Consider the following 13,854-nt stretch of genomic DNA (forward strand, 5'->3'; position numbering starts at 1 on the left):
GTCCTTTTTTAGAGGACTTTCGCTGTTAGACAGGGAATTACATTCCCTGGCGGTCTTGGGGCTATGTGTCGGGGAATTACATTCCCTGGCGGTCTTGGGGCTATGTGTCGGGGAATTGCTTGTTAACCCGAAACTGGCCACAAATAAATCAATCCCACAGGTTCAACTCGCACCGCCCTAACTTCGTAAGAAGCCTCAATTCGGGCAGGTTCAGAATTAATCTCTTCAGCCAGGGCTTTCAATCGCTTCTCCCAATGGCGGCGGTCTGCTTCTAACTGCCGTTTTTCCTCGGCTGGGAACTCTTCAAACGGAATTGATAGCTGGATAGCTTTAGTATTTTCAATTTCCTGCTTACGTTGGCTGATACGCTGCTGCTGTTGTTCGAGAATTTTTTTCATCTCCACAGCTTCTTTTTTGCCCCGTTCGGTTAACTTTTTCTCAGCCCTTTGCGCCAAAATATTGGCACGACGTTCTAAATGGGGAATCAAATCAGCAATATCTTGAGTAGCATTCTGTTTCAGCAGTTCCTTAACCGTTTCGGAAACTTTTTGCAAACGAGGAGAAGCTAAAGAATCTTCCAATAAAGCCAGTACGTTGTCTTTCTCCCCTTCGTTTAAGGGTTGTAGTTTCTTGCGTCCCCTCGCAGTTGGGTCTGACCATTCTGCTGCGATCGCAATTACTTCGTCATGCAGCCGCGACGCGCCTTGTCCATAAACAGATAACCGTCCCAAGGCGAGAACTTTAGGAATTGGGTCATCAGTCAGACAAACGCAAGCGCGGGTTAACTCATCATGTAAAAACCCTTGGGCTAAAAATCTCCCTAAAAGACGCTGTACCACCCGATGTTCTAAATGCAGGTGAACTACATCCCCATCCAATGAACCAGGGTCACGAAATACTACCGGACGAATCGCTGCTTCCCGTCGCCATTCCCAAGGCTTTTGTCCTTTCTTGCGTGGTGGTCTTAAGGTATCAAGAGTATTCGCCCACGTCGGGTCTGCGCGTTGGTCAAGGGGCGGAAGTGTCCAGCGTGCAGTAGCCGAATCTTGACAAGCTTCTTGACTATCGACTGGGGCCAGAGGAGTTGCACCGAGAATTTCTAAAGAAGCAGAAATAGCATTGCGGAAGTGTTCGTCACTCAGTCCCAACCAATCCCGCGACGTTTTCAGCATCTCCTGTAACTGGGATAATTCCTTGGTTAATTCTTCCTTCCGTAGTCGATTTTCTTCGAGTTCCTCGTTAATGATTGATAAGTTAGGTAAATCAGCTTGTTCGATGGATGCAGTTATACTATTTACCTGATTGTGGCGAATACCACCTTCCAGCAGGCGTGATAAATTCTTCTGCACAACTGGCGAAAGCGTCCCCAATTCTTTTTGAATTGTTTCGGTCTTCTTCACCAGCACTTTCAATACTTTGTCCTCTGTCCGTTGCGCTAAAACAAAGTAGTAGCAGTGAACAATAGGCGATCGCTGTAATTTTCTGTCAATACGGCCGTTGCGCTGTTCCATCCGCGACGGGTTCCAAGGCACATCAAAATGGAATAGGTCAGCACAATTGTTTTGCAGGTTTACCCCTTCCCGTGCTGCATCCGTGGCTATGAGAATGCGGAGGGGGTGACGCGATGGGTCGGAGTTAAAGGCATTTTTAATGGCTTCCCGGCGTTCTTCACCAATACCGCCATGAAATAGATCAATGCGTTCTCGTTCTTTATCTGAGAGAGCGTTAGCCGAAGGCTTTGGCGCAGCCATCGCTTCTTGAAGTTTTTGCTGTAAGTAGCGTTTTGTATCTGTATATTCAGTAAATATAATGACTCGCTTCTCTAACCAAGCAGCATTAGGTTTACCCAAATCAGGACAGAGATTTTGTTTAATCCATTCAAATAACTTTTCAACTCGTGGGTCAGCTTGATATCTAGCTTGGTTCGCTACATCGGTCATCTCTGACAAAATTTCCGATTCCCGACTGCTTAACCCAAAGCTTGTAGCCTGTCCAGTAGCCACCGTTACCTGAGTATCTTCTTCCGCTTGTACTTCTTCTTCTGCTAGTTCGGCGCGTTCATCATCAGCACCAGGGGGTTCTAACAGCAACGGTAAATTTTCGATAGTGTTACTAGAACGGTTAGCAGATTGCTTTTCAATCGCCGTCCGATGAACTTTCAAAGTGCGTGCAAAAGCTTCGATAGAAGACAGCAGACGCTTTTGCAGCGAAGTGATTACCAGCATCGCCGCATTTTGCGTTGACTTCGATGCTTCCTTGAGCCGTTCTTCTCGCAGACTGCGATATTCTTGCAGCAACCGCGACAGTTTCAATTCGGGCGCATCTTCTGGAAGGTTATCGATAACGATAGGAATTACCCGCCGTTCGGGAAACTCTTCGCCAATCTCCCGTAAATCTTGCTTTAATCGCCGCACCATTACCGTGTCTAGAAGTTTGCGCTCGCGCACAGGTACACCTCGACAAAACCGTTGCGGGTCAAGGATTTCTAGTAATGCTGCAAAGCTATTGGAATGACCATTGTGAGGCGTAGCAGAAAGGAACAGCTTATGTTCAAACCGTGGCGCAATATCGCGGACAGTGCGTGTTAACTGAGAATCTACAGCGTACTTCGCACCACTAGCTGGGGCTGCGTTGTGTGCTTCATCCAGAATCAACATTGATGCGCCTGCAAAATCTCCCAACCAATCACGCAAAGGCGCAGCATAGGTTTCATCGCGTAACAAAGCATGAGAAATAATGAAACGGCTGTGAGTTGTCCAAGGGTTAATTCCATAACCCCGTTCTTGACGACGACTAGCCACGAACTCACGGTCAAAAATCACAAAAGTTAGCCCGAAGCGGCTTTCCATTTCTTCTTGCCATTGCCTTACAACCGATGGGGGACAGGAAATCACGACACGGCGAACTTTTTGCCGCATCAACATTTCTCTTAAAATCAGCCCTGCTTCAATGGTTTTCCCTAATCCAACATCATCAGCAATAAACAAACCAACTCTGGGCATTAATAAAGCTTTGCGTAGCGGTTCAAGTTGGTAAGCTTTGACTTCAATACCTGCTCTGTAGGGTGCTTGAAAAAGTTTCGGGTCAGTTGAGGTAACGCAGTTCCAGCGTAGAGTGTGGAGATAAGCCGAAAATAAGCGGGGGTTGTCAAAACCTCGGTTTACTATAGACTCCCAGGAAGTTTTACCTATGACTTTCGCATCGACTTCCCTTTCCCAAAGAACCTCTAACTGTTCCCCTAACGCATCATCTTCTAAACATGAGAGGCAAACTAAAGTGTCTTCTTTGAGAGAAGGTTTAGCCACTACATCTTCTACAAGATACTGCCGCGATCGCACCCGCACAATTTGCCCAGTAACAACACTCATCCTCTAGAATCCTTTGCACGCTGAAATCCTTACACCAACCACAAAGAAGCTATTTTTTGCATGAAAAATCGCCTGTGAAGCGATCGCGTTCCGCTCACCATTAGTGATCGCTCACAGTTGCAAATCCGCAGATTTTAATTGGGTATAAAAATTTAGGATTTAAGAATACTTATAAATTTAATTTAATAAGCAAAATGTATATTTTAATACATAACTTAAAAAATATATTAATTTACATTATTTAAACTCTTTGAGTCTATTTAATGAAAAAACGATATATTTCGCCCATCAAAGCCATACTCAATTATGGTTACAAGCGTGAGCAAGTATACTAATTTGTATGTTAAAAATATAGCAACACATTTTTTGAAACGCATTAGTATTAATACTGAGTATTACTATAAATTCCAACTCAGTTAGTTAGACTTGTATGTGATTGTGGTAGTCAGATTTGATAAGAAATGGCGATCGCATTGCACTGTTATTTTAGGTTTAGACCTCAAAAAAATTACAGATATAACTTCGAGAGCTAATGTAACTAAAAATAATACTTAGCCCAGTGGAGTGCTACTATGTATCTGCATAAACGAAAAAACTATGACAAATAATTCGTCGCTATACAGTTTATGACAAATAATTTGTCGGCACGGTCAAATAATGTGTCGCTCTATAAAATAACAAAAAAGGCCTGGACAAACCAAGCCTTTATGTATACCAAGCATTTACTACACCAAGAATAATTTAAACCTTCTATGACTTTAGTTCATCTTCCTTTAGACTGTATGCAAATCCTCAGAAAACTGGTAATGCTTGACTTTCATTTTCGAGAACCCTCTTGCCTATTGCCTGACTACGCAAATCATGAGGCTACGCTAACAGAACTCAAAGTGGATTCTCATAGCATATACCAACTCTCATCAAGTTTATCAACACTCAAAATCTCAGTTTATGAGACTTCAGGTAGATGTCAACACAAAATCTTTAGTGCTTATGTAATTACTGACAAAAAAGGTTTGGTCATGAACCAAACCTTGATAATTGCTGTGCTTAACAACGTACTAAATTAATTTAAACTTACTTTTTTAACATATCATCTTCCTTGAGGAAGTATCATCAAAAGCCCAGAAATGCTATTCTTTGCATCTGCAAAAAGCTGATTTTTATCCAAAAAAGTTGCTCAAAAATACATAATTCATCAGACATAAAAAAGAGGCATGGACAATAGTCTAGCCCCTACATACCAGGTGTTTACTATATGTTTATAATCTATTCCTAGTTTGATAGTAGTTCATCCACCCAATAGGTGTATACAAAATTCAATTTTTTTGATATGGCAAAAAGCTTCTATCTAAGTCCCAGCCATAAAAAAACCCTGGCTTACACTCCAGGGTTGACACACGTTTTTCAGGCATTAACAGACAAAAGTCTAACGGCTTAATCAATTTATTTCCCCCATCTTGAGAAGGATAGTTCAGCAATGGCATATTTGTCATGTAATTTATGATGAATTGTATGGGATTCCTCTATACCTCTACACCCCTGATGAAAAATTACGAATTATCTGTATGCCATATGTGAGCTTGTTTACGAATGCTTTGTAATTCTTCAGGAGACATTTTATCTAAGTTTTTTAAAATAAAACTCATCCGTCCTTGAGTTTGTAATTTATCACGGTGTTGGTCAAGAAAATTCCAGTAAAAGAAGTTAAAAGGACAGGCATTTTTACCCACACGTTCCTTGTAATTATATTCACAACCTTTACAATAGTCACTCATCTTATTAATATAATTAGCAGATGCAGCATAGGGCTTTGATGCCAACACACCACCATCGGCAAATAAACCCATACCAATGACATTTGTCTGCATTACCCAATCATAAGCATCAATAAAAGCAGCATGAAACCAATTTTCTACTGCTTGGGGTAATAATCCAGCAATCAGAGCAAAATTACTCAACACCATTAACCTTTGGATATGATGAGCATAACCACTATGTTGAACTTGGGTAAGAACTTGGTGTAGACAATTCATTTGAGTTTTACCTGTCCAGAAAAATTCTGGTAGTGCTTGCGTGTGATTAAACCAATTTTTATCTGGATATGCTGCATCTACATAGTGATAAACACCGTGCATATATTCTCGCCAACCCAAGACTTGACGAATAAAACCTTCCACACTATTTAAAGGTAATTGGTGTTGTTGATAAGCTTGTTCGACTGCTTGAATGACTTCTAAAGGTTGCAGTAATCCAAGATTCAAATAAGGAGAAAGCATCGCGTGCCACATCGTTTGTTCTCCTGTCACCATCGCATCTTGGTAAGGGCCAAAATCAGATAAGCGATGTTGAATAAACCAATCTAAAACTTGTAGTGCTTGTTGACGAGTTACACCCCAACGAAATGTTTCTAAATCTCCATAAGTAGCAATAGATAAAGACTTGACTTTAGCAATAACATCAAGTGTGATTTTATCTGCTACAAACCATTGTGCCGGTGGTGTATTGAGCTTACCTTTTGGTGGTTGGCGATTTTCTTTATCTAAATTCCACTTTCCGCCAATGGGTTTGTTTTGTGCCATTAAAATCTGCCAACGCCGCCTACCTTCTCTGTAGAAATCTTCCATTAATAGGCGCTTACGATTTTTAGCCCAGTGATTAAATTCTTCTGTACTCCACAAAAAATGATTATTGGGAATCAGCGTAATTTTACAGGATAATTCTAGACTGTGAATTACTTCGATAAAAGGGCGATCGCTCGGCATCATCAGCCGCAATTCAGTAATTTGATATTCTTGCACCCACGCTTGCAAAGGTGTAGCAAAATCATCAGATATTTTGTATGTAACTAAATATTGTTTCTGGCGCAATTCTTCAGCAAAATGCCGCATTGCTGACCAGACTAAAACTAGTTTTTGTTGATGATAAGGACGGACTTGGATATGTTGCAAAGATTCGATGAAAATTACAGGTAAATTCTCTTTTTGAGCAACACTTTGCAAAGCTGCTTGTTGTTCCCAAAGTTGATCTCCTAAAATCCAAACTCCAATTGTCATACTTATCTATGTCTTTTGATTAGCTGATTTAAACCTGCCTGCAACAAAATCCCGCTTACCTAAATGCTTAGTTTTGCGTTGGTTAACTCGTTCTCGCCACATCCGAAAACTAGATGCTTTCATCTCTCGTTTCATCAGAGCAATTACTTGTTTTTCTAACAAACCAAATTGAGCTTCAATGGCATCAAATGGGGTTCTATCTTCCCAAGCCATTTCTATGATCCGGTCTATAGTTGCTGTATCTAATTCAGGTAGTTTCACCATAATAGATTGAGAGAAAGATATTAATGCTGGATTTTTAAGCGTTTTGTTGTTCTGTTTCCGTGACGAGTTTTTGCCCGATTTTTGGTTCTGTACCTGCTAGCAAACGCTCAATATTAGCGCGGTGACGGAAAATTACATATAGACCACCAGCGATCGCAAACAAGATATATGCTAGAGGTTGGTGTAAAATCACCATCTCAATGGGAACTGCGATCGCACCTAATATCGAACCCAATGATACAATCCGCGATATCGCCACGACAAAGGCAAACACTCCCAAAGTAGCCAAACCCACTTGCCAATTCATCGCTAACAAAATTCCTAAACTAGTAGCCACAGATTTGCCACCTGTAAAGCCCAGAAAAATTGACTTGCTGTGTCCTAAAATAGCAGCTGAACCTACTAATATAACTAGCCAAGGTTGCCATAGGTTGATATCTACCGTTGGGGGAATTAAATTTTGGCTAGCAGCGAAGTCAAATAAATAGTAACCTGAGGCGATCGCTAATACTCCCTTCAAGCAATCCAGTCCTAAAACAAACGCTCCTGGCCCCTTACCCAAAGTCCTCAAAACATTAGTTGCACCTGTGGAACCCGAACCCACTTCTCGAATATCAATACCTTTAAGTTGTTTGACAGCAATATACCCAGTCGGAAACGAACCCAACAGGTAAGCTACAATTACGACTGCACCACACAAACTTAACCAAGTAGCCATAGGAATTCACAAGAATTAATAGTTTATAGTCAATAGTTTATCTTGAGTAGTCTAAGAGTTTTTGACTAAATAACGGCAAATTAGCCTCAAGCGTATTGACAACGTAAATACATCCCGTCTAAGATGAAGACTATGGATCTGTATTTTGTGATAACAATATAATTCGGATTATTTAGGTTCGTAAGGCGACGCGCAAGGAGCAAGGTCTTATGAAAATTGAGGATTTAAAAAAACGGTTAGACCCTAATCGTCCTATGACCAGTGTAACGATTAGGATACCTGAAGATGTAATTGAGGATTTAAAACGAGTCGCGCCACTATTAGGTTTTTCAGGGTATCAACCTTTAATTCGTGCTTATATTGGTCAGGGACTTAGAGCAGATTTAGAGCGATTGGAAGGAGATCCGGTTTCTGTGTTGATTGCCAGTCTTAAACGTCATGGTGTTAGTGATGACGTAATTAATAACGCATTGATGGACATTGTGCAAAAATAATCATGATGACTTACGCACTGAACCAAAAAACCCTTCTGTGAGTGATCAACACTCAAAAGCCAACAGTCCAAAAACCTTGATTTTGACCATTGACTATTGACTAATGACTATTGACCATTGACTAATGACAAATTTAAAAATCATCATCATAATTTCTCACTGTTTTCGGGTCAGGAGCAAAAGCTAACCACAGAGGAAATTGTAGTAATGCTAGACTAATTTGCTCCTCCGAATCATCAATGAGAATCAAAGGCAATTGATTGGCTTTCACTAAACGGTCTGCCTTTTGTGCTAAAGCATCTGCTGCTTCAAATAATACAACACCTCTATCCGGCCCGAAATCTGGACGACCGATGCCTAGACAGTCTTGCAGACCCCGCCGCCATTCACCTAGACGTTCTGGTGTGTTAGCTAAAACCAGAGTACGGAGGCGATCGCCATACAACTTATGTAAGATGGAAATTGCTGCCGAAGCAATCAAAATATTTTGCAAGCGACTACCCATTGTTCGCAAAGCACCCCGTCCCCCTTGGTTGAAAAACCAATTAGCCACTCGTTCGGCGTGGACTGGTTCAAAGGTGCGGCGTAGTTGCCAAGCTGGGCCATAATAATCTGGCTTGTTGCGATATTGATCAATCAGGCGACGAATTTGTTTAGTTGTATCTTGAAACTGCTGTTGAGCAAACTGTGGTACTCCTGGTTGGGTTTCCACAGGTTTAGTTTCTCTGGCAGGTGGTTTTTCTCTTTCAGTCACAGCAGGTACTAGTTGCAGTTGTTCGGCTGCGGCTGCTAAATCTTGTAAGCTACCTGCTAAATAGTCTTTAAAACCTTGGACGCGAATTGCTAAGTCTTGAGATGTCCCGGCAAAAGTAGTCCGCATCTCATTGCGGATACGTTCTTGACGACGTTCTAGCTGTTCTACAGAAATTTGTAGAGCTTGTTTGCGTTGTTCTAACTGTGATAGGGACTCTTGGATGAGTTTTCCCATCGCCGTTTGTGTTTCGCTAAATTGCCCTTGCAGGATTTTGTAAGCAGCTTGCAAATTAGCTATTTCGTCCTTGAGGGTGGCTTCTGTGAGTTGTAATTCGGCAATCCGTTGTTCTGCTTCTCTGTAGAGTGGATTACTTTCTGATGCCAGTAATGTATCACCAGATGACTCTGATGGTAAATCATCTCCAGGTGCTACTGATGCTAAATTTTCTATGGGTAGTTCATCTGATGGTGTTTGCCCTTCGAGTTCCAGAACTGACTCTACAGATGAGCTTTCTGGATTTTCCAACTTAGGGTTTTCTGGTTGTATTTGCTCCAACCACTCATCAATCGGTTCTGGAGTTTGAGTTTCGTCGGGGTTCATAAACTATAGTGCAATTCCTCTGATGCGAATAATCTAGCTTGCAGAAATATCTAGCTTCTCAGTGTAACTCGAAACTGGGAATTGGTGAGTAAGGAAGTATGGGGGTAAAGATTGAACTCACAGCTAAATCCGGGGACAACGTTCTTCTAGGCAAGCTTTGAGGGTTTTGGGGTCAAAGAGAATGGGGAGAAAGTGAATACTGTTAATTTCTTTAAAATAGAACAAGATAGGCACTCTATCCCAAAAAATCCGCCAATTTTGCCATTCTCGATAGGGAAAACGACGAATGAGTTTGTCGCCTCGGTAAAGATCGAAGTCCGTAGCCGTAAATTGCACACGCAGACTAACTGTTTGCAACAACAGAAATAAACCCAACAATCCTGCGAAAATGCCTACCCCAGCTTGAACAAATAATAAAGGAATAGCTGCGATCGCTAAAACTATGGGGATATTGTAACTAGGTTTAAGTTCCACCGTTGAGGTAGGGTTTGGCGCAATTGAACTTGTCACAAATTACCATCCTGTTTTGTTAGTAAGTAAACATTTTTATTATTTTAGGCGTGTAGCCGAGAAAACTTCACTCCCCTATTTCTCAAGACGACTCACTTTGTCTAACTCTTGAATGTCATCGTCGCTTAATTTCCAACCTAAAGCACCGGCATTTTGTCGAACTTGTGCCACAGTTTTGACACCGGCAATGGGGATGACGTTCCCTTGTGCAATCAACCAATTCAGGGCAACTTGGGCAGGTGTACGATCAAACTTTTCCCCTAAGCTACGTAGTAGAGATATCACTGGGGCAATTTTTTGCAGTCCTTCTTTGCTAAATCTGGGATCTATTTTTCTCGCTCCACTAGGAATATCAGCAGTTTCCGGAGTATATTTACCTGTTAGTAATCCTTGAGCTAGTGGGCTATATGCCAAAATAGTCACATCTAATTCACTGGCAGTTGCTAAAATACCATTGCTTTCGATTTGCCGATTTAGCAAAGAGTAGGGTACTTGGTTAACCGCTAAAGGTACTCCCTTCGCTGCTAGTATTTGATGCGCTTCCCGCATTTGATCTGCTGAGTAATTGCTCACACCCACTGCGGCAATTCTACCCTCCTTGACTTCGTGAGCTAAAGTGTTTAATAAAGTTTCTTGACTTAAAAAGAAAGCAAAAGGCCAATGCACTTGGTAAAGCTCAACACGCTCAAGTTGCAGACGTGTGAGACTATGCGTTAAAGCATCGGATACTGATTGTCCACTAAATCGCCAAGGTAACGGGCCAAATTTCGTGGCAATTTGTACAGGTTGCTGAGTCTGTTTGATAAACTGTCCTAACAATTGCTCTGATAGCCCTAGCCCATAAACTTCGGCGGTATCAAAGAAAGTAATACCAACTTCTAGGGCTGCTGTGAATGCTGCTTGCAACTGTTCTTGTCCGTAACCATTGCCATAGTTCCAAAAAAGCTTATCACCCCAAGCCCAAGTACCAATGCACAGAGGTGTAACAGCCGGGCCATTTTTCCCCAAGGTAATTGTTTCCACTGGTTTATATTCTTTACACTTCTTGACTTTTCTTAGTGTAACGAAATAGTGGATGGAATCAACTCAAAAGTCGCATTTTTGACCTAGAAATAAGTAAAAGGTAGGAATCCCCACCTTTATACAGAGCTTATCTTTTAGCCTGATCTGAATATCACACAGGAACTTGACAAGAATATGGCGATCGCATGGAATTTGTGTGTACATAATGAGTGCGATCGCTGCTTGTGTTGATCAGTTTGATTTGTTTCTCAATTAGAGAGAAGCTTATTTTTAGCTACCAAACCATTTTGCGGAAATACAATACTCATAAAGTGCCTTATTGCAATTACGTTTTCTAATTATTTCTAAGTTAATATCTGAGTACCCAAGTATGTGCATAGAAGCAATCATCAATGATGCGGTATCAACCATATTGCCGAAGAAAGTTGAATTACCTACTATATAATTTAGTTCAGCGTCATTATGCAAAATTGACCTCAGCGAACTTAGGTGTAAGTGCATATCATGAAAATACTTCAGTACATAAATAGATAAAAGTTGAGCATTTTTTCCGTCAGAACATTTAATTTTATCTACAACAGAAAAGACTTCTTGCGGTAAGTTCTCTTCCTGCATTTGCCAGGAGAGAAGCCGACTAGTCGCAATTCCCCAAGTTCCTCCAACTGCTAACCAATCTAGTTCGCCTGCTTCTTTTGCCTCATGCAAAAATTTCGTCCAATACATATATGGACGAAGTTCCCGAATATAACTTATTCGATTTGGGTAAGGAGGTGAAGTTATTACTTTATTAATTTTGATATTATCTAAAGTGGTAATATGACGAGCATCCATTTCAATGAATTGAGCAGAGCCAGCAATCCTAGTTGCAGCAGTTTTGAGAATAAAATCAAAAATGCTTAAGAAAAGCTCTGGGATGTAATCAATCTCAAAATTATTTTTCGTGTCATTAAATGACATAGAAACATGATTAAATGCTGCTGATGAAGTTTCAATCACTAATCGACAAAAAGCAACCCAAACTAAATTATAAATACTATCTTCTGTTGGTTCACCAAATTGATGGACTAAAGCAGCCCTTAGTCCAGCAATAAAATTAAGCGTGTTTGTTGACCACCATCTCTCGATATTAAATATTTGTGGTGTCCAATGTTTTTGTTGAGTTAAACATTTATACTCTTCTAGAGCTTTTTCCACTCCTGTATAAAGATCAGTTAAGTGATTTTGAGAATAGTTGTTACACTTAACATTTCCCAGCCAAATCAGAAATGGATTAATATCAAAAGCGATCGCTCGGTATCCTTTTTCAGCAGCTACAAGTCCCGTTGTCGCTGTACCAGAAAAAGGATCAAGAATCACTGCTTCTTCTGCGACAGAGGTGATCAACTTTTCAACTAGCTTCACACCATATGCCGGTGTAAGTCGTAACCATGCATGCCGTCCAAGATTACGGTTTGCTTTAAATGTATATTCAGATTTCTGCTTAACAATAGATAGCATCAGTTTGCACTAAGTAAGGCTGCCAATGTTTCGTAAACCTCGCTCTTAATTTGCTCAGAGTGGCTACGAAAGAAACCTGCCAAATCATATCCTAAAACTTCCTGGCAGAAAACAAACAGGGAGGTTTGAGTTGTACCTGATGTAGTTCCAATAATTATACCTCCGCGACTATTTCGATATCGCAGGACTAAATCCGCGTCAATTTGTGAAGAAAAAATTGCAAAGATTGGTAAATAACCATTAGCCCAAGCAACAGCAATATTATCTATGTCTGCATTTTGTCTCTTGCTGTCTTTGCTTTTATATCCCTGCCGAACTTCAAACACTGCACCATTTTTTGGAGTAGGAACCATCAGAAATGTACTGTAATTAATTATCCACTGAATCACCCTTTCTTTGACCTCTAAGTTTTGTATAGCACTAAGTTCTAATCGAGCATCCAATGACAGCGTTTTATCCTTATCATTTTTTGTTTTAGCAATGTAAGACCATGTAGCGTTGCGTGGATCTTCATATCCTGCACTATCTATGACTATTTGTCTAAAGAGATTTTCACAGCCCTTGCCGACTTGTCGATAAACTGAGGTCATACCGCCAGCAGCTTTATGGGCAGCATACATCAAGTCTGAGTCCAGCCCGATCCAAGAGTAAAATGGATCTGCACCATAAAGTGATAAAAAACTTTCTAAATTGAGTCCTTCCTCTTTATTGCCCAAACCAAACTTTGGTTTGTAGCGTCTACAAACTTTTATAGGATCTAAAAATCTTTTGAGATAAAGGTTTTCGTCAGTCACAATGAGTTTGAAACTTCTACTACGAATAACCAAGTATAACGCCAACTTAGTCTGATATTGCACAATAAATGATAAGCCAGAGAATAAACTCTCTGGCTTATGAATGATTCAGCCGCAATTTTATTGTGTTTGAGTTTGTTTTTACTGCCAAATATAGATGAGGATAAACAAAACAATCCAGATCACATCAACAAAGTGCCAAAACAAAGAAGTTGCATTGACACCGAAGTGACCTGTATCGTAATTGCCAGGAAGAAACGATCGCCCAAAAATTATCAACTGTAATAAAATACCAGTAAAAACGTGCAAACCGTGAAATCCTGTTAACAAGTAGAACATTCCCCCGAACACACCAGAAGTAAAGCCAAATTCTAAATGACTCCATTCAATAGCTTGTCCTAATAAGAAGTAGCTACCCATTGCCATTGTTGCCAATAAAAATAGGCGGAATAACTTGATGTTTTGCCGTTTGAGAGCAAGTTCTGCAAAATAAATGACAAAACTACTAGCAACTAACACAACTGTATTGATTGCTGGATCTTTAATTTCTAACCCCTCAATGCCAACGGGCAACCAGTTAGGAGTAGTTGTTTTGTAGACAATATATCCAGCAAAAAAGCTCAAGAAAATCACACTTTCTGATAGTAAGAAAACAATAAAACCAAACATTTTATTGCCTTCTTCATCATGACCATGTTCGCCGCTTGCGTGATGCTGAGGTTGCTGCAAGTCATCTGAAACTATGTAGCTATCCATTGGCAAAATTCTTCATTAATATT

General features: G+C 40.6%; 11 protein-coding genes. 1 reads left to right on the forward strand and 10 read right to left on the reverse strand.

What is annotated here, in order from left to right:
• Nucleotides 1-122 precede the first annotated feature (122 nt).
• The 4 genes from drmD to plsY form a co-directional block, all read right to left on the reverse strand.
• Complete coding sequence (gene drmD / locus FD725_RS04855) at nucleotides 123-3,368, reverse strand: DISARM system SNF2-like helicase DrmD (protein WP_179047081.1); 3,246 nt, start codon at nucleotides 3,366-3,368, stop codon at nucleotides 123-125.
• 1,550 nt (nucleotides 3,369-4,918) lie between these two features.
• Nucleotides 4,919-6,421 (reverse strand): cryptochrome/photolyase family protein, encoded by a 1,503-nt coding sequence (locus FD725_RS04860; RefSeq protein ID WP_179047082.1) that lies wholly within the window; start codon nucleotides 6,419-6,421, stop codon nucleotides 4,919-4,921.
• A gap of 6 nt (nucleotides 6,422-6,427) precedes the next feature.
• The gene (locus FD725_RS04865; RefSeq protein WP_179051423.1) at nucleotides 6,428-6,682 is read right to left on the reverse strand and encodes a TIGR03643 family protein; all 255 of its coding nucleotides are present in this window, start codon (nucleotides 6,680-6,682) and stop codon (nucleotides 6,428-6,430) included.
• A gap of 37 nt (nucleotides 6,683-6,719) precedes the next feature.
• A complete protein-coding gene (gene plsY, locus FD725_RS04870; protein WP_179047083.1) occupies nucleotides 6,720-7,403 on the reverse strand; it encodes a glycerol-3-phosphate 1-O-acyltransferase PlsY in 684 nt (227 codons plus the stop codon).
• Nucleotides 7,404-7,612: 209 nt separating this feature from the next.
• Between plsY and FD725_RS04875 the strand changes: the two genes are divergently transcribed.
• On the forward strand, nucleotides 7,613-7,897 hold the full coding sequence (locus FD725_RS04875; RefSeq protein ID WP_179047084.1) for a hypothetical protein: 285 nt from the start codon (nucleotides 7,613-7,615) through the stop codon (nucleotides 7,895-7,897).
• A 133-nt stretch (nucleotides 7,898-8,030) separates the two neighbouring features.
• Here FD725_RS04875 and FD725_RS04880 read toward each other — a convergent pair whose 3' ends face one another.
• From FD725_RS04880 to FD725_RS04905, 6 genes are all read right to left on the reverse strand, one after another.
• Nucleotides 8,031-9,251 (reverse strand): DUF3086 domain-containing protein, encoded by a 1,221-nt coding sequence (locus tag FD725_RS04880; RefSeq protein WP_179047085.1) that lies wholly within the window; start codon nucleotides 9,249-9,251, stop codon nucleotides 8,031-8,033.
• A gap of 123 nt (nucleotides 9,252-9,374) precedes the next feature.
• Nucleotides 9,375-9,761 carry a DUF3119 family protein gene (locus tag FD725_RS04885; RefSeq protein WP_179047086.1) on the reverse strand — a complete coding sequence of 129 codons (387 nt, stop codon included), beginning with the start codon at nucleotides 9,759-9,761 and terminating at the stop codon, nucleotides 9,375-9,377.
• A gap of 75 nt (nucleotides 9,762-9,836) precedes the next feature.
• Nucleotides 9,837-10,784: an aldo/keto reductase gene (locus FD725_RS04890; protein WP_179047087.1), complete on the reverse strand. Its 948-nt coding sequence runs from the start codon at nucleotides 10,782-10,784 to the stop codon at nucleotides 9,837-9,839.
• A 270-nt stretch (nucleotides 10,785-11,054) separates the two neighbouring features.
• Nucleotides 11,055-12,281 (reverse strand): DNA methyltransferase, encoded by a 1,227-nt coding sequence (locus FD725_RS04895; RefSeq protein WP_179047088.1) that lies wholly within the window; start codon nucleotides 12,279-12,281, stop codon nucleotides 11,055-11,057.
• Nucleotides 12,281-13,075, reverse strand: coding sequence for a hypothetical protein (locus FD725_RS04900; RefSeq protein ID WP_179047089.1), 795 nt, complete (start codon nucleotides 13,073-13,075; stop codon nucleotides 12,281-12,283). Before FD725_RS04900 ends, FD725_RS04895 begins: the two co-directional genes overlap by 1 nt.
• A gap of 141 nt (nucleotides 13,076-13,216) precedes the next feature.
• Nucleotides 13,217-13,831 (reverse strand): heme-copper oxidase subunit III, encoded by a 615-nt coding sequence (locus FD725_RS04905; protein WP_179047090.1) that lies wholly within the window; start codon nucleotides 13,829-13,831, stop codon nucleotides 13,217-13,219.
• Between the last annotated feature and the right edge of the window lie 23 nt (nucleotides 13,832-13,854).

The organism is Nostoc sp. TCL26-01 (assembly GCF_013393945.1).
GTDB lineage: Bacteria > Cyanobacteriota > Cyanobacteriia > Cyanobacteriales > Nostocaceae > Trichormus.

Excerpts from the sequence above, each read along its gene's own strand:
- drmD (WP_179047081.1), bottom strand. The coding sequence starts at position 3,368 with ATGAGTGTTGTTACTGGGCAAATTGTGCGGGTGCGATCGCGGCAGTAT.
- FD725_RS04860 (WP_179047082.1), bottom strand. The coding sequence starts at position 6,421 with ATGACAATTGGAGTTTGGATTTTAGGAGATCAACTTTGGGAACAACAA.
- plsY (WP_179047083.1), bottom strand. The coding sequence starts at position 7,403 with ATGGCTACTTGGTTAAGTTTGTGTGGTGCAGTCGTAATTGTAGCTTAC.
- FD725_RS04875 (WP_179047084.1), top strand. The coding sequence starts at position 7,613 with ATGAAAATTGAGGATTTAAAAAAACGGTTAGACCCTAATCGTCCTATG.
- FD725_RS04880 (WP_179047085.1), bottom strand. The coding sequence starts at position 9,251 with ATGAACCCCGACGAAACTCAAACTCCAGAACCGATTGATGAGTGGTTG.
- FD725_RS04895 (WP_179047088.1), bottom strand. The coding sequence starts at position 12,281 with ATGCTATCTATTGTTAAGCAGAAATCTGAATATACATTTAAAGCAAAC.
- FD725_RS04905 (WP_179047090.1), bottom strand. The coding sequence starts at position 13,831 with ATGGATAGCTACATAGTTTCAGATGACTTGCAGCAACCTCAGCATCAC.